At 45.7% G+C, this 16,354-nt stretch carries 14 protein-coding genes; 8 read left to right on the forward strand and 6 right to left on the reverse strand.

The genetic code is table 11. The features are described 5' to 3' along the window. Nucleotides 1–123 precede the first annotated feature (123 nt). The 3 genes from DWB79_RS08880 to DWB79_RS08890 all read left to right on the forward strand — a co-directional run bounded on the left by DWB79_RS08880 (nt 124) and on the right by DWB79_RS08890 (nt 2,395). A complete protein-coding gene (locus tag DWB79_RS08880; RefSeq protein ID WP_016523705.1) occupies nt 124–1,479 on the forward strand; it encodes an ATP-binding protein in 1,356 nt (451 codons plus the stop codon). 77 nt (nt 1,480–1,556) lie between these two features. Further along, nucleotides 1,557–1,781: a hypothetical protein gene (locus DWB79_RS08885; RefSeq protein ID WP_016523706.1), complete on the forward strand. Its 225-nt coding sequence runs from the start codon at nt 1,557–1,559 to the stop codon at nt 1,779–1,781. A gap of 107 nt (nt 1,782–1,888) precedes the next feature. Next, on the forward strand, nt 1,889–2,395 hold the full coding sequence (locus DWB79_RS08890; RefSeq protein WP_016523707.1) for a hypothetical protein: 507 nt from the start codon (nt 1,889–1,891) through the stop codon (nt 2,393–2,395). Nucleotides 2,396–2,723: 328 nt separating this feature from the next. Here DWB79_RS08890 and DWB79_RS08895 read toward each other — a convergent pair whose 3' ends face one another. From DWB79_RS08895 to DWB79_RS08920, 6 genes are all read right to left on the reverse strand, one after another. Further along, nucleotides 2,724–4,544 (reverse strand): YifB family Mg chelatase-like AAA ATPase, encoded by a 1,821-nt coding sequence (locus tag DWB79_RS08895; RefSeq protein ID WP_016523708.1) that lies wholly within the window; start codon nt 4,542–4,544, stop codon nt 2,724–2,726. A 248-nt stretch (nt 4,545–4,792) separates the two neighbouring features. Then, nucleotides 4,793–5,350, reverse strand: a complete 558-nt coding sequence (lptC, locus tag DWB79_RS08900; RefSeq protein ID WP_016523709.1) for an LPS export ABC transporter periplasmic protein LptC — start codon at nt 5,348–5,350, stop codon at nt 4,793–4,795. Further along, nucleotides 5,351–5,950, reverse strand: coding sequence for a DbpA RNA binding domain-containing protein (locus tag DWB79_RS08905; protein ID WP_016523710.1), 600 nt, complete (start codon nt 5,948–5,950; stop codon nt 5,351–5,353). 199 nt (nt 5,951–6,149) lie between these two features. Next, entirely contained in the window at nt 6,150–8,045 is a 1,896-nt protein-coding gene (locus tag DWB79_RS08910) for an outer membrane protein assembly factor BamD (protein WP_016523711.1), read from the reverse strand. Continuing rightward, nucleotides 8,042–8,386 (reverse strand): hypothetical protein, encoded by a 345-nt coding sequence (locus tag DWB79_RS08915; RefSeq protein WP_016523712.1) that lies wholly within the window; start codon nt 8,384–8,386, stop codon nt 8,042–8,044. The genes DWB79_RS08910 and DWB79_RS08915 overlap by 4 nt, the downstream gene beginning before the upstream one ends. Next, nucleotides 8,355–11,303, reverse strand: a complete 2,949-nt coding sequence (locus DWB79_RS08920) for a chromosome segregation SMC family protein (protein WP_040859179.1) — start codon at nt 11,301–11,303, stop codon at nt 8,355–8,357. The genes DWB79_RS08915 and DWB79_RS08920 overlap by 32 nt, the downstream gene beginning before the upstream one ends. 205 nt (nt 11,304–11,508) lie before the next feature. Between DWB79_RS08920 and DWB79_RS08925 the strand changes: the two genes are divergently transcribed. The 5 genes from DWB79_RS08925 to DWB79_RS08945 all read left to right on the forward strand — a co-directional run bounded on the left by DWB79_RS08925 (nt 11,509) and on the right by DWB79_RS08945 (nt 16,332). Next, nucleotides 11,509–13,107 carry a CTP synthase gene (locus DWB79_RS08925; RefSeq protein ID WP_156831514.1) on the forward strand — a complete coding sequence of 533 codons (1,599 nt, stop codon included), beginning with the start codon at nt 11,509–11,511 and terminating at the stop codon, nt 13,105–13,107. Between the two features lie 12 nt (nt 13,108–13,119). After that, the gene (locus DWB79_RS08930) at nt 13,120–13,578 is read left to right on the forward strand and encodes an NfeD family protein (RefSeq protein ID WP_016523715.1); all 459 of its coding nucleotides are present in this window, start codon (nt 13,120–13,122) and stop codon (nt 13,576–13,578) included. Between the two features lie 85 nt (nt 13,579–13,663). Continuing rightward, complete coding sequence (locus DWB79_RS08935; RefSeq protein WP_016523716.1) at nt 13,664–14,542, forward strand: SPFH domain-containing protein; 879 nt, start codon at nt 13,664–13,666, stop codon at nt 14,540–14,542. 91 nt (nt 14,543–14,633) lie between these two features. Beyond that, nucleotides 14,634–15,800, forward strand: coding sequence for an LIC_12708 family protein (locus DWB79_RS08940; RefSeq protein WP_252722479.1), 1,167 nt, complete (start codon nt 14,634–14,636; stop codon nt 15,798–15,800). Further along, nucleotides 15,793–16,332, forward strand: a complete 540-nt coding sequence (locus DWB79_RS08945; RefSeq protein WP_016523718.1) for a hypothetical protein — start codon at nt 15,793–15,795, stop codon at nt 16,330–16,332. Before DWB79_RS08940 ends, DWB79_RS08945 begins: the two co-directional genes overlap by 8 nt. The last annotated feature ends 22 nt before the right edge of the window (nt 16,333–16,354 follow it).

Below are 16,354 nucleotides of genomic sequence, written 5' to 3' on the forward strand. Positions count from 1 at the left end.
CTGCGATTGTTGATAACTGTTAGAAAAGCACCTTAAACATGGTATAATGTTACCTTAGCATATTTGACTTGATAAACAGAATTATCGTATCTAAATGAATTTTATCAAAAACCCGGACTAAGAATGACTGTTATATACGGGCGCAGACGTATTGGCAAATCTACCCTTATTTCGGAATTTGTGAAAGATAAAAAGGTGATTTTTTATACAGCCACTAAAGTGGGTAAAGAAAGGAATTTGGAATTATTTTCAAAACAGGTAACGGATGTATTTTTAGCAGGTATTGAAGACATAAACTTTCGTACAATTGAGGCCGTGTTTGACTTTATTGCACAAAATATGTCAGATGAAAAAATACTGCTGGTAATTGATGAATTACCGTATTGGGCAGAAAAAGATGAAGCGCTACTTTCAGTATTACAAAAGTATATTGATACCGTTTGGCGGGATAAAAACTTAAAAATTATACTGTGCGGATCTGCATTAAGCTTTATGGAAAATAAAGTACTGAGTGAAAAAAGCCCGTTATTTGGAAGACGGGATTCTCAAATAAAATTAGAAGCATTTGACTATTTGGATGCAGCTCAATTCGTACCAAAGTATTCTTATGAGGATAAAGCAATCTGCTACGGAATTACCGGCGGTGTAGCAAAGTATCTGTCAATGATTGATCCTAAGAAAAATCTTGATGAAAATATTGTACGGTTATTCTTTCGAACAGACGGATATTTATATGATGAAACAAGAAACCTTCTGACACAGGAATTTTCAGACATAACAGTGGTTAATAATATAATTGAGCAGATTGCATCAGGAAAAAATACCATCAATGTTATCGCTAACAAAATAAATGAAAAAGAGCCGACAATTCTCTATTCTCTTGAAAAATTAATAAGTGTCGGGTTGGTAGAAAAGAAAAAATGTATTACAGAGGAAAATAATAAGAAAAAGACACAGTACGTTTTAAAAGACCACATGTTTAAGTTTTGGTATGCATTTATTCCAAAGGCTGCCAGCGTAATAGAAATGGGACAGGGAAAGCTGTATTATAAAAAAGCAGTAAAACCGGTTTTACATTTTTTTATGGGAACAGTATTTGAGGATATGTGCAGATATTATACATTGCGACAAGGCGTTCTTGAAAAATTTAATTGTTTTATTACCGCGGTTGGTACATGGTGGGGAACGGAAACAGTTTTGAATAGCAATGGAGAGAAAGTCGTACAATCTGTTGATATTGATGTGGTTGCATTGTCAGAAATGGAAAAAAAGGCGGTCATAGGAGAGTGTAAATTTAAGCATGAAAAGATAGATAAGGGAATATATGAAACGTTGATACGACGGGCAAATGTAATATCACCGACATACGACATAATAACGTATATTTTGTTTTCACTGTCAGGTTATACAAAATGGTTTGATACTTTACAGGATGAAAAAGTGATATTAGTATCGCTTAAAGAGATGTATGAGCAGTAACAAAATTAAAATAAACATTGCTCATTGAGAGTTTATATGATGGAGCCGATGGATGAGGTGAAAGAGAGGTTTTAAAAATGGAAATAGGAAAGATCTACCTTGTTAAAAAAGATATTTTTAGTTTTAAGGCAGGAGAGCTTTGGACACTGAAAGATAAAGGCTATCAATTTTATTATGGTGAACATAACTTCGTATTTGCTGATAAAGAAAAACATAATAAGTTTTTAGTGCTGCGTGATGTAGATGATGAAGACATGAAAATATATTACCATTTAGAAGAGTATTTTGCAGAAATTACTTGAATAATACTAAGAAAGAGACAATAGAGCAGCTTGAATATATAGAGAATTTTATCACTGAAAAGCAGATAATGTATATGAAGAAAGCGTTAAAAAAGGAGTTGCAAAGGATGAGAAGAATAACATTTCAATACAATAAATATTCACCCGGTGTATTGTATATTATGGTGTTCTTTGGAGTAACTCTTGGACTTTTGACTTTTTATGCATTTCTTGTGTTCTCCGGTATTGAGAAAGGACCGGAATATGGACCGGTATATTTCAGAGAACATCCTATGCATGCTGTTTATTTGATATTCGGTTTAATTCCTATTGCTATGTCGCTACCGGCATGGATTGCTGCAAAATGTTGGAGCAGCAAGGAGGAAGAGGCACAGCTTGAACTATATGAAGATCATGCCGTTTTATATTGGAAAAATAAAGAATTCTTCATCAAAAAGGGAGCGGTAAATATTAAGATTCCCGAACCACAGCCTTATTGGTATAAAACTTACGTATTAAAAATACCAAGACACAGAGTTGTCTTGGTTGGATCCATAAAAGAGACAAAAGAAAAGAGAAGAAAACAGTCTTCTTTGGATATTGCAATGGAGGAGCTCTCAGCTTACAAAAAGTAAAAAGCCGATTGTATATAAACTTCCAATGACCGATGCAACCGCCTGTATCGACCGTCAAAGAAGAAATCATAAAGGAAGACATTTGATGAATTGCAATGTAAAGAAAATAAGGAAAGATTGCATTACGAGTTTGTAGAAATCAATATACCCCGACGCAGAGCATTCGTCAAAACTATACATCCGTGTATAGTTTTGACTGCAATGGTGTGGCTCTGTCACACCATTGCTACTGCGTGGAACAACCGCCATCCATGGCGGTAGATGAACGGCAGATATTACACCCTCTACACGGATAGCATGATAAATGTATCTACCGTTCTCACTTCTTTCAATGCATAAAAAACGGTAAAAAGGAGCTCCATTCGCGGAGACGGATTGCTTCTTCGACGTGAGCCGCAGCGATTACATCTTCCTGTGCGAGGTCGGCAATGGTACGCGCAATCTTTAAAATTGCGTGGCTGCCTCTTCCCGAAAGTTCTTTTTTTTCGGCATTATGGGTAAAAATACGCTCCGCGTCGCCGGTTAGCGGACACAATGCCGACAGGGCTGACGGAGTTAGATGGACATTTTTATAAGACAGCTGCACACCAGTTGATTGTACAGTATAGGAAGGGATGATACCATCGGCCTTTTTGTTTATGGGTTTCCCCGTCGTCATTCCAGTTGTTCCTTTACGCAGATATGCGGCGTAACGCTCTCTTTGCATTTTATCCGAAGCTGCAATTTTTTTGCGCATATCCGCGGTATTATAACACGGCTTTTCCGGCAGCCCGTATGCTTGAGGAGGAAACACCGGAATCCGCAAGTCGATGCGGTCGATTAACGGCGCCGTCAGTTTTTTCCAGTATTGTTCAACTACGGCAGGCATGCACGTACATACTTTACCATCGGCGCCGAGATTTCCGCACGGACATGAGTTAAGCGCCATGAGAAGCTGGAAGCGAGCAGGGAAGGTACTCGTCCTTCCCGCACGGCTCAAAGTAACGGTTCCCGTCTCCAGCGGCGCACGGAGTGTTTGCAGCACCGTTTGCTTAAATTGTACAGCTTCATCCAAAAAAAGTGTTCCGCCGTGCGCAAGGGAGATTTCGCCGGGCATACATTTTCCGGCGCCTCCGATCATTCCTTCAAGGCTGGCATTCGGATGCGGCATTCTAAACGGCGGACGTTTAATCCGCACATCATGACCGCGCATACTCGGTAAAAGACCTGCGATGCTATAGATATGGGTAACCTCTTCCGCCGTTTTCGGGTCTAGGTCGGGTAGTAAGCTTGCAAAGCGCTGCATCGAAAGCGTTTTACCGCAGCCGGGTGGCCCGTAGGCAAGTACGCTGTGTCCGCCTGCCGCGGCGATGTGCAAAGCCCGCACCAGTTCGCGTTGCCCGTAAACCTCCTCGAAAAAGCCGCCCGTACCCGTATTGGCGGCAGCATCTGCTTGACTTGGTTCCGACCATGATGCGGTAGTGGAAATTATCGGTTCCACCGCCGTGCCAGTGCAGTATGCCGTTTTCCCTTGAATAAGAGCACTGCCACCGTGAATTGCTACGGTGTCTTGCCGTAATGAGTTGCTTATGTGTCCGATAGCCTCCTGTGCCGGTGCGCCGCCGTTTTTTTCGCCTGTGTTTGATTTGCAGTCTTTTTCTGTGCGCAATTCCGCTTCAATCGCATAGAGGCATTCCAAAGCTTCCCGCAGCGTTTCAACACCGTATATGCGCACCCCCTGCTGGATACGGGCTTCCGCTTCATTTTCTTTCGGTACGATAAAGTACTCAATTCCGGCGGCGGTTCCCGAAATTAAAGCGCCCAATACGCCCCGCACCGGCCTCACTCGTCCCGAAAGTTCCAGCTCTCCGATTACCATAACCGGTGTATCGAGCGCGCAATCGGCCTGCAATACGGCAAGGGCAATGGGCAGGTCAAACCCGCTGCCTTCTTTTTTCTGATCGGCAGGGCTTAAATTTATCAGTATCCGTTCTTGTGGAAAAGACAACTCGGAATTACTGATAGCAGCGCGCATCCGTTCCCGTGCCTCTTTTACCGCCGAACCCGGTAGTCCGACAATATCGACAATCGGCAGCCCACGCCGCAAATCCGCTTCAACCTTGATAATCTCCCCCTCATAGCCGAAGGAGGCAAAACTCATAATAGTCATTTTTTTCTCCCATAAAAACCGTGCTATTGTACGGCTTTTATTTACGCTCCTCATCCTGCCACCGTCTCATAAAAAACACGATGGTTGCAGTTTCTTAAAGGATATATAGGGCATGAGCCGCAATTCGGCTAAAGATTTGAGAGAAAAAGTGCCGTTTTTATGAACATTTTAAGAAAAAATGTGCTATTTTAAGCATCGAGGGAGATTAAAAACGATGGAAACTCATCTTCAAGAATGAATACTCTGTATCAATCGGACACCTGTGTATGTTCTTTTTCTTTTATCAAGATAGTTCCGATGGTACCTTCGTTAAAGGCGAATTCTTTTGCAGCGGTATTCGCGACAAAGCTTTTGCCTTCGATGGTAATTTCATCTTTTTGAGTAATCGTTACTATTTCATTGGCAGGCGCCGATAAGAGATTTTCTTTTTTTTTCCATATAAGGGCGGGGCTTCGGATTGAAAAATCATCTTCAATTAACTGAAAGGATACCGTGTCGCCCAGCGAGTATTCTTCGGCTTTTTCATCGATGTATAAAATACCGGTTTGCCCCTTCATAGACTCTTTTTGTGTTTTTTTATCGTACTGTACAAAACTGATGTGCTTGCCCGCCCAAATTTTTTCTTCATCATACATTTCGAGCGCTTGTGCATACACGCTTAAATCGACGATCGCATTCTCGTATCGCTTTAAGGTAACGTTTGTAAATATCATATCAGGTTGAGGCGCCGTTTGTTCCGGCAGTTCCTGATAGTTAAACGAGCACGCCGTGTAGATAAAGATAATAAGGACAGGCCACAACTTCATTTATTCCGCATCGCTTTCGGTTGTTTCAATAACAGTTTCGGTAATGCTCCCTTCAGCTTCCGGTTTACGGGAATAGCTGACGGAAATATTTTTACCGCGATATGAAAAATCATTGAGTTTCTCGATTATCTTATCTGCATCTTCATTCATTACCTGCACAAACGAGTAATTGTCGAGGATACGAATATCGCCGATTCGTTCTCGGTTTATATCTGCATTTTGGATGAGCAGCGTAATAATATCACGGGGAAATACACGGCGGCTTCTACCGATGCTCATAAAGATACTTACCGATTCAGATGGATCGAGTATTGGGCGTTCTACCGGCGGACGGTCGGAAACATATCCCCGTGAACGATCGCCGAAGCGAGCGTTCGGACGCCGGCTATACGGTTTCGAGCGGGGGAAGGATGAGCCTTCAAATTCTTTGATTAGATAAGCAGCGATATAAGAACGCAGTGTAAAGGGTACGTTCTTTCTAAAAATCTTACGATAAGCGTTAAGAACATCGGGATCTTCTTCTGTCTTAACGGTTTCTACGACTTCTTTAAGAAATGCGGTGATTTGTTCTTCATTTAATGCGGGGGTATGTTTTACCACAATATTCTCCTCTTCAACTCAGCTCCGCCTCATCGGAGCATACATGTACTAAAAATAATTCATTATGACCGGATTATCCGGCTTTATGGTGCGACAATACTGCCATAGATAGATAATTTACTCAAGGGCAGGTTTAATAAAAATTAAACAAAATGTATAAAGTATTTCTACCGATGTAATCGGTCATTTTAAAGCAGCCTTATTGGATGTTGATATAGAAACCGGTGATATACCGTATTCGTGCATCCGCTTCCGCCCAATACTTACTTTGCGGAAAGCCGTCTGTAAGTGTTTTGTATGCGTCAAGGGCAAGTCTGATATTGCGTACGGAACCGTTCAATTCATACGCGCGTCCTTTTAAAAACAACCCTTCATCCAGTTTCTCTTCCGCGGTGGTAAAGAAATTGTCCAAATATGTTAAGGCGGTGCCTGCATCCGCTGCTGCGATTGCCGTGCGCGCTTTTTCGAGTAATTGATCGGAGCTGAGTACTTCTTCGCTTGCTGCTGTGGGGACTTGTCCGGTTGAATCGCCGGTATTTTCCGCAGCCGAGGATGCGGTTTCCACCGTTCCGGCGCTCATAGTCTGTTCCAAAGTTTTACTTTGCGAACCGGTACCCGCTGTTTGCGGAGCTTCGGCGGCTGCTTGTGCCGTGTGTGTTGTTGTGCCGGTTCCGGTGGTTGCGGTCGAACTGCTTGACGGCTGAGAAGCGGATGCTTGCGTATTTTTGTTAGCTTGCGCTTCTGTCGTATCGGAATCCGCTTCGGTTTGATAGTCCGGCGCTTTTACCATTGCTTTCGCTGCGGTTGAGCGGGCGGCGCTCACCGATACGGCTATCGCGTCGGTGACAAACTCATTGGTAAATACGTCGAAATAGGAGAAATGGAGTATGTAATCTCCTTTTTTCTCCGCTGTAAACATAAAAATCGAAGTGTTGTCTTGCAGTTTTCGCTGCTCATACTTTAACCCCGGTTGGGAAGTTTGTTCGCCGACATAGACCCATCCGTGCCCCGGATAGGTAAGTTCCAACCGCTGCTTTTCTTCGACTGCAACCATGCGCGAAACCTTGGGCTTTTGTTCGGTTTCCGGTTCTTTTGAAAGCGCAACGGTAAATATTTGTGGAGAAAAAAGGTCGAGCATCTCTTCGTGGAAGGTCGGCGGAGGTTCGTAGCCGTGTGTGCCGCCCTGTTTTTCAAAATCACTGATAAGATCCGCAAGCGTTGTTTCGTACGCCGGTACGTTCTGCTCTGCAGAAAGGACGGGCGTGTCTGCGGTTGCAAGCGGTACCGGTTCGCCCGTGGACGGAGCTGTCGGAACCTGCTCGACGGCTGTATCTGCCGTTGTTGTGGGCTGTGGCGTGTTCTCGGTGGCTTTAGCGATATCTGCCGCTGTCGTGTTCTCGGCGGTTACGGTATCGGGATTGGAAGCGGCGAGTGTCAGCTCACCGGCAGTTTCGGCAGCTACAGACTCACCGGCTGCTGCAGTAGGCTCTGCCTCACCGGCGGTTTTTGTAGGGACAGACGTATCGGCGGCAGCAAGGGCAGGGGAGGCGACCGCAGTCGAATCCTGCACGGTTGTCTTGCCACTATTTTCTTCGTTCTGTACAACTGCCTCGCTGCTGTCCTGTTTGGAATGCTGTGCAGCTGCTGTTACCGTTGGTTCGCTCTGTGCTTTCGCGGCGGTTTTATCTGCGTCAGTGTTCTTTTGACCGGCTGCTTTACCTGCGGTGGTTGCCGGAGTATGTTGCTTTTTCGATACGGCTGCGCCGCTGGTTGCCATATCTTTGTCGGTTCCTACTGCTTCCGATGCAGGTGTTCTTTTCTGCCGCTGGGATATGGTTGCGCCGGATACGGTATCGATTGTCGCACCCGATACCGCATCGGGCTGCATTGCCGGTTTTGACGGCTGTGTTTCTGCAGGTGCCGGCTGCGGAGACATTGTATTGCCGGTGTGAGAAGCCGATTCTGTAGCGGACTGTTCTTGCCGAGAGGGGGTATCCTGCGGTTTTTCCGCAGCGGCTCTTGTCGTACAGGCAGTAACCGGTACGATGAGTAATATAAGAAGGATAAGGCAGGGCGGATAGATCGATTTTTTCACGGAACACTCTCCCATAATTTGTTCATTTGCCGCTCATTTATATCGTGCAGTTTTTGCATCTGCTCTGCATCAGGAATCGTATACCAATACTGCAAATCCGAATCAGTCCAGATTTTCTTTTGTTTGCGCGAATATTGTACCGGCGGAAGTTCAAGCGGCTCGTCGGGAAGCATAAAAATCACCGGATCGATTGAAATCATTACTTCATCAGGATCGATGCTCGGTTTTTTTGTTCCGCTTAGTAAAATAATCACGGAAATAATCAACATGATAATCAGCAAACCGAGTGCAGAAGCTAGAACGATGAGCTTATGCGTCCGAATCGTTTCTATGATGTTCATCCGGCTGTTCCTCCTGAATTGTATGTCGTCGTTTCGGCGGCCGCGACGGAATGTAGATACCTTCTTCAGGTTCTACATCCTCTTCTATAAAAGTATCGGCATCTTCTTCCGCTTTCTCCTGCTTTAATAACTCAATATCATTATCCAATTTGATTGCAATGAGTTTTGAGACGCCGGATTCCTCCATTGTAACACCGAGCATGGTGTTTGCACCGAGTACCGTTTTTTTGTTATGGGTGATGACGATATATTGGCTGACATTCGCAAAGCCTGACAGGGCGGTAACGAAACGGCTAACGTTTTGCTCGTCAAGCGCAGCGTCTATTTCATCCAAGAGGCAGAACGGGGAGGGCTTAACCATGTATGTTGCAAAAAGGAGCGCCACCGCCGTCATGGATTTTTCTCCGCCCGAAAGCAGTCCGATATTCTCCAGCTTTTTCCCCGGAGGCTGTGCGAAGATATCAATGCCTGACTCAAGCACTTGCTTGGGATCGGTCAGCTTAATTTCCGCCCTGCCGCCGCCGAAGAGCCGCCTAAACATATTGTGAAAGTTCTTCTTGATCTTATTATAAGTGACGAGGAAGAGCTCCGTAGACTCCGCCTTTATTTCATCCGTAATCCGCTGCAAATCAGAGCGGGCTTTATCAAGGTCGTTGATCTGTCCGGTTAAAAAATCGAATCGGGTCTTTACTTCTTGGAACTCCTCCGGAGCCATCAGGTTGACGCTGCCGAGGTCTTTCAGCTGTTTGCGCAGCTCGGCAAGTTCCGTCCGTAAGTCCATCGGGGAAGCGGTGATTTTATACATCCGCTCTTCAAATTCCATCAATTCACGCGAATGGGTTTCTCTAAAATTGTCTTTGACGTTTTTGATTTCGATTTCAAGGGTTGCCGTATCGACATAATACTTTTCGATGAGCGAATTATGCTTGGCAAGTTCCGCATTGAGCGTTTTCAGCGTTCCTTCGTTGCTTGAAAGCTCGTTGTTGCGAGAGGTGATTTCTTTTTCCAGCTGCTCGAGCGCTTCGGTCAACTGCCGTCCCTTGCGGTCAATCGATGCGATTTCTCCTTCGATTTCGAGGAGCTGTTCTTTTACCTCGTCAAAGCGTTTTTGCTCCGTGTACAGCTCGTTTTCAAGTTCGCGGAGCGCGTTTTGCTGTACCGTCAATTCTTTCCGCAAAAACGCCGCTTGCTGCTCGGCTGCGTCGGATTCCGCCTTCATCTTGGTTTTATGGATACGGAGGTCTTCCAGCGTTTTCCGGTACTCGTTTATTTTTACTGCGAGCTGCTCGTTTTCGGTATGCAGATTTGCTATCTTTTTTCGTTTTTCTTCTATAGTATTTCGATTTGCTTCGATCGCCGCATCGATACTGCGCTTTTGAGTGATAATACCTTCCGGCGCTAAAAAATCGTCGATAAAACTTGCAGAAGATTTTTTATACTCCTGCAAATATGTTTCCAGCGATTCGGTTAAGCCGAGCAGCTCGGTAAACGACTGTACGGCATTGTCGGCAAACTGCGCAGTCTCTTTTTCAGTATGATCGCTGAGCGCGGCAAAGTCCGAAAAGATATTCTTACGGCCGTTTAACAGCACCTTGATTTGGCTGATGCAGTCAAAAACCTGTTGTTCCAGCTTGCCGCGTCCCTGCGCCGAATAGCCTGCTGCGGAAAGGTTCTTATCCAGTTCCGTAACGATGTCTTCGGTGATGGCGCGGAGCTCGGTTTCCATACCGGCGCGTTTTTTATCGAGGTCTTCAATCTGTTCCTGCAGCGTCATACGGGCGGTGTCGTTATCGGTAATTTTTTGCGACGCAAGCCGGAGACTTTCTTCAAAGTCATCGATGTTTTTTTGAATATCCTGCACTTTCTTTTTAAAGTCGTGCACCTTCGCATCCTGCTCTCCGGCGTCCTCTTCAAGGTTTTCAATACGCTCTTCAAGCCCCGTCTTGCGCAGCTCCAGCTGACCGAGTTTGGTTTTCAGTTCGGTTTGCCGCTCTGCCTGTAAACGTGCCTGATTTTCCTTTCCGCGCTTTTCGATGGCAAGTCCGTAAATCTCTTTTTGATGTTCGTCGAGCTTTTTTTCCAAGCTGTTGACTTCGTCCATGTTCTCGGAAAGCATCGTATGGATGGAATCGATTTTGGTCTGTACATCATCGCGCTTAGCTTTGGCTTCTTTTATGCTTTCCTCGCGCTGTGCGTAGTCGTCGGTGAATTTTTTAAGGCGCAACAGCTGGATATCGAGGTCGTGTTCAAAGATGGCATCCCGTAGCGACCGGTGCTTGACGGTTTTTTCCGCCTGTACTTTCAGAACGTCGTAGGAGCGGCGTACCTCTCCCAATACGCCTTCCACTTGACGCATATTTTCTTCGGTCTTTTGCAGTTTGCGCTCCGCTTCGGCACGGCGTACTTTAAACCGCGTAATACCTGCCGCCTCTTCAAACAAATAGCGGCGGTCTTCCGGCTTGCTGGAAAGAATTTGGTCTATCTTTCCCTGCTCCATGACCGAATACGCCGCCTTTCCGACACCCGTATCCCAAAAAAGCTCCCGCAGCTCTTTGAGCCGCACCGGCGTATTATTGATAAAATATTCGCTTTCTCCCGACCGGTAGAGCCTGCGCTTTATGGCAATTTCACTTACTTCAAGATTTAACAATCCGTTTTCGTTGCTGATAGTCAGCGTAACTTCCGCCACATTGAGCGCCTTCCGCGACTCGGTGCCGTTAAAGATAACGTCTTCCATCTTCTCCGCACGGAGCGTTTTTGACGCCTGCTCACCCAGTACCCACTTCATCGCATCGACGACATTGCTTTTACCGCAGCCGTTCGGGCCGAGCAAGGCGGTAATACCTTCCGCAAACTCTATCCGCGTCCTATCCGCAAACGATTTAAATCCGAATATTTCAAGACTTTTAAGAAACACCCTGTCTATTAACTCCTCAAGAACTTGCCGGTTCCCATTCATTCAAGATAATCGGCAATCTTTTGTATTTTATACTTTTTTAGGGAGATTGTGAACATCCGTTCGAAGGAAATTTTAAGCGCTAAGGATGGTTTTATCTTATGATGCTCTGCGTCGGGGGCGTTGATTGCGGAATCCCTCATAATATGCTATAGTGGCGCACATGATGAAAGCTCGTTTTATTTTTATTACCGGCGGAGTTGTTTCTTCCCTTGGGAAAGGCATTACCGCTGCATCTATCGGACTTTTGCTGAAGAGCAGAGGTTTTTCGGTTATCAATCAAAAGTTTGATCCTTATCTGAATATCGATCCGGGAACGATGAACCCCTATCAGCATGGAGAAGTTTTTGTAACGGAGGACGGCGGAGAAACCGACCTCGATCTCGGTCATTACGAACGGTTCACCGATGTTTCTTTACATAAATTCAACAGCCACACTGCCGGAAAAGTGTATCTTTCCATATTAGACCATGAACGGGCAGGGGACTATCGCGGAGCGACCGTGCAGGTTATCCCGCATGTTACCGACGAAATTAAGCACCGCATTATGCAAACGGCGGAGCAAACCGGCAGCGATATCGTTATTACGGAAATAGGCGGTACTGTCGGCGATATCGAATCGCTCCCTTTTATAGAAGCAATTCGGCAAATCCGGAACACGGTCGGCAGGGAACATTGCCTTTTTATCCACCTCGGCCTTTTACCGTACCTAAAAGAATGCGGCGAGCTTAAAACCAAGCCCATGCAGCATAGCGTTAAAGAGCTGCTCGGCTTCGGGATTCAGCCCGATATCATTATGTGCCGCAGCGAAAAACGGCTCAGTAAGTCCATTCGTGAAAAGCTCAGCCTTTTTTGCAATGTCAGCCAAGACGCCATTATCGAAAATCTTACCGCAAAGTCCATCTACGAAGTTCCGCTGATGCTGGAAGAAGGAAACCTCGGTAAAAAAATCTGCGAGCTTTTCAATATTCCCAATCCTGAACCCGATTTACAGTCGTGGAAGGAAATGGTTGAATCCTATTATCATCCCGAAAAAGAAGTAACGGTTGCGCTTGTCGGTAAATATACCGAGCTGCCCGATGCGTATTTAAGCGTAAGCGAAGCGTTGACCGCGGCAGGGGTCTATCACCGCGCACGTGTAAAGCAGCTGTGGATTGACGCAGCGAAGATTACAGATGCGTCAAAGGCTGAAGAACTGTTAAAAGATGCGCATGCGATTATCGTTCCGGGCGGCTTCGGTGAACGCGGTATTGAAGGGATGGTGCTTACTGCGGAATATGCGCGTACCAAGGGCGTTCCCTATTTCGGTATTTGCCTTGGAATGCAGATTGCCGTTATCGAATTTGCCCGCCATGTACTCGGATTGGAACGTGCGCATTCCTCCGAGTTTATCAAGAATTGTGAACCGGTCATCGACTTGATGCCCGACCAAAAAGATGTACAGCTTGGCGGTACGCTCAGGCTCGGTTCTTTCCGCTGTATGGTTGCGGAAAACAGCAAGGCGGAGCAGGCTTATAAAATGCACGAAATTCGCGAGCGCCATCGGCACCGCTATGAATTTAACAATTTGTACCGCAGCCGGTTTGAAAACTCCGACATGCTGCTTTCGGGAATCAACCCTGAGCGCAATTTGGTGGAAATCGTTGAGCTGAAAAATCATCCGTGGTTTTTAGCGGTGCAGTTCCATCCCGAATTTGCCTCCCGCCCGAATAAACCGCATCCGCTATTCCGTGACTTTATCGGAGCGGCGCTGGCACGAACCTAAGGAGATGGCCGTATGCTCTTCCAACTGTCGATGTTATTAGCCCTTTATACGCCGTGGTTTTGGTTTGCTATCGCAGTTATTTGTGCAGTGATCGAGGGCCTGACACTCGGTTTAACGACGGTATGGTTTTCGCTCAGCGCCATATTGATGATTTTTATCTCTATGTTACATCCGCCGTTTTATGTGCAGTGCGTTCTGTTTGCGCTTGTTGCGCTGCTGTTGCTTTTTTTCACACGCCCGATTGCGTTGAAATTGCTGCATGCCAAACGGGAAAAGACCAATGCGGACAGCCTTATCGGTAAAAAAGCTCTTGTGCTGCAAACCATTACCGAATGGGAAAAGGGGCAAGTTAAAATCAACGGCATCGTGTGGACGGCTGCTTCGGTTGACGGCGCGGCTATACCCGCCGGAGATGAATGTATCATCGAAAAGATCGAGGGTGTTACCCTGATTGTAAAAAAGATAGAATAGGGCATTTCTAAAGATTAAACCTGTTCGACAACGAAGTTATCGAACAGGTTTAATCTTTAGAAGTTCCCAATAGAGAGGTTTTATTATGTGGATTGCTTTTGCATTAATTGTGTTCGTACTTGTTCTGCTTGTTTTGAATATCAGAATTGTACCGCAGTCTCAGTCGTTCATTATCGAACGGCTCGGCGGCTATTTCCAGTCATGGGAAGTCGGTCTGCACGTTAAGATGCCGTTTGTCGATCGAATCGCCAATAAGGTATCGCTCAAGGAACGGGTGCTCGATTTTAAGCCGCAGCCGGTTATTACGAAAGACAACGTTACCATGATGATCGACACGGTTATCTATTTCCAGATTACCGACCCGAAGCTCTATACCTACGGCGTTGAAAACCCGATGAATGCGATTGAAAATCTGTCGGCGACAACCCTGCGGAATATTATCGGTGAATTGGAACTTGACGGTACGCTGACAAGCCGTGATGTTATCAATACTCGTATGCGCAGCATTCTGGATGAGGCGACCGATCCATGGGGTATTAAGGTAAACCGCGTAGAAGTAAAGAATATCATTCCTCCTGAATCCATTCAGGAAGCGATGGAAAAGCAGATGCGTGCAGAACGCGAACGGCGCGAGGCCATCCTTATCGCAGAAGGACAAAAGCAGTCCTCCATTCTGGTGGCGGAAGGAAAAAAGGCATCGATGATTTTACAGGCCGAAGCGGAAAAAGAATCCGCTATTTGCAGGGCGCAGGGTGAGGCTGAGGCGATTTTAGCTATCCAGAAAGCAACTGCCGAAGGTTTGAATCTTATTAAGAATGTCGGTGCGGATGCCGCGCTGATTAAATTGCGCAGTCTCGAAGCCTTCGAGAAAGTAGCTGACGGACAATCGACAAAAATTATTATCCCTGCGGATATTCAAAATATGGCAGGGCTTGTGTCGGGAATCGCCGAAGTGCTCAAATAAGCAGCATAAAAAACGGATTATTGTAATGTACCGCCGTGGTTGTTTTTTTCAAAAGTTTTGTATTTTCTTATGTTCCGTTTTTTCCCTTTGTGTGGTTTCGTGTGGGAAAGAAAAAACGGGGAACTTGGAGCGCAAACAGCTTTTTTCAATAAAATACGGAAATTTTGAAGACCAGCTCGATTTGTTTCAGCTGGCAAGTCCGTATGTCCGTCCCGACACTCAGCTTGTCATGGATGACGGTATCTTTTATCTGAGCAATTCAGGTGCGGGAAAAATCCTCAGGTTGACATCGTTCGGCGATTTGTTGGCGCTGTACTATAATCCTGAAAAGAATCCCCGCCCAACATTTATCGATGCCGATCAAGCTGATAAAATTATGACCCGCAGCGCCGTGCCGTATCCGCTTAATCATCCGACATATCTTGCCGTAACGCCGAATAAACACCTGTTCGCCGTTGATACGGTCAACGAAGAACGTATTGAGTACGATCAAACGGAAAATCTTGCATTGCACGATACGGTCATTCATTTTAATGAGACCGGTGAATTTGTGGATACCGTCGGGCAAGAAGGTGTCGGCGGTACGCCATTTCCGCCTATCGAAGGGCTGTATGCGGATTCAAGCAACGGTATTATTGTGGTGTGCAGGGCGGAAACCGGTATTAGGGTATACTGGTATGACAATACCGGCAGTTTGCTGTATAAAATTCCCATTGCGTTTAACGGATTGCCATCGCCTTATACTAACGAAGTAAAGATGTTTTCCAGCCTTGATAAGGCTGTTCCCGATTTTACGGCTAAGAAGCTGTATATTAAAGTCGATTATTACCGTGAAGATATCGATACGGATATCAATGTGAGCGCCGGAATCAGTTATGATAAAAGCTGTCTGTATACGTTTAATATTGAAAGCAGGCAGTATGAACGGACGGTGGATATTGCTCCTTATGAGGATACCGAAGATACGAATACCGGCGTCCGCCATGTTAAGAAGGTGTATGGGCTGCTGGGTGTAACGGCAAATAATTGGTGCTTGTTGACAACGCCGCGCTCCGACGGATATATCCTCGAACTAATCGATTTACATTCAAATAAAATATATACACGGACATTGGCCGTTTCTCCTGATGAACTGGTGTATAATGCTTTTCATCTTTCTTCTGATGGTATCTTGTCGGCGCTTCTTGCAGGGGACAAACAGGCGGACATCGTTTGGTGGAAGACAAACACAATTACCGGAGCGTCAAAAAATGAATAACCAACCGGATTCGTGGAGCGAGGGGAGTTCATATCTCCGCTATGACCGAAGTGAGCGTTTAAAGCGTGCGCCGGAAGCGGTGCAGCAGATGTATGAGCCCGATTACATAAAAAAAATCAGCCTACTTAAAAGTCTTACTGCGACACGTTCATCCCGATCTATGTTATTCGCCATTATCGCCGTGTTTGCGCTTACGTTTCTATCTTTTCTATTAAAAACTGATCGGCAGTCCGGAAAAATTCAGGGGGTTCCGGTCAAACTGGAATACTTGACTCAGCAGGAATATCTCTATGTGAATGTTTCATTTGGAGCTACGGAAGAGAGTGGTGACTATGCGCTGCCGCTTACCGTCCGTATCACCGCAGCAAACCGCGATACGGAAGAGAAGGAAACGAAAACCGTCGAAGTGATTTACATCGGCAGCGCTTTAAGCGTACCGGCTCAGTTCCCCGCTCATACCTATAAACAATTGGAAGCGGTTGTGCTGACGGACGGTAAAGCTGTATCGTTGCGGACTTCTGTAAAAAAGTAACAGCGGAACAATGCGGGGAATT

The organism is Treponema medium (assembly GCF_017161265.1).
GTDB classification, from domain to species: Bacteria; Spirochaetota; Spirochaetia; order Treponematales; family Treponemataceae; genus Treponema; species Treponema medium.

Excerpts from the sequence above, each read along its gene's own strand:
- DWB79_RS08890 (WP_016523707.1), top strand. The coding sequence starts at position 1,889 with ATGAGAAGAATAACATTTCAATACAATAAATATTCACCCGGTGTATTG.
- lptC (WP_016523709.1), bottom strand. The coding sequence starts at position 5,350 with ATGAAGTTGTGGCCTGTCCTTATTATCTTTATCTACACGGCGTGCTCG.
- DWB79_RS08935 (WP_016523716.1), top strand. The coding sequence starts at position 13,664 with ATGTGGATTGCTTTTGCATTAATTGTGTTCGTACTTGTTCTGCTTGTT.
- DWB79_RS08930 (WP_016523715.1), top strand. The coding sequence starts at position 13,120 with ATGCTCTTCCAACTGTCGATGTTATTAGCCCTTTATACGCCGTGGTTT.
- DWB79_RS08915 (WP_016523712.1), bottom strand. The coding sequence starts at position 8,386 with ATGAACATCATAGAAACGATTCGGACGCATAAGCTCATCGTTCTAGCT.
- DWB79_RS08880 (WP_016523705.1), top strand. The coding sequence starts at position 124 with ATGACTGTTATATACGGGCGCAGACGTATTGGCAAATCTACCCTTATT.
- DWB79_RS08885 (WP_016523706.1), top strand. The coding sequence starts at position 1,557 with ATGGAAATAGGAAAGATCTACCTTGTTAAAAAAGATATTTTTAGTTTT.
- DWB79_RS08895 (WP_016523708.1), bottom strand. The coding sequence starts at position 4,544 with ATGACTATTATGAGTTTTGCCTCCTTCGGCTATGAGGGGGAGATTATC.
- DWB79_RS08945 (WP_016523718.1), top strand. The coding sequence starts at position 15,793 with ATGAATAACCAACCGGATTCGTGGAGCGAGGGGAGTTCATATCTCCGC.
- DWB79_RS08925 (WP_156831514.1), top strand. The coding sequence starts at position 11,509 with ATGAAAGCTCGTTTTATTTTTATTACCGGCGGAGTTGTTTCTTCCCTT.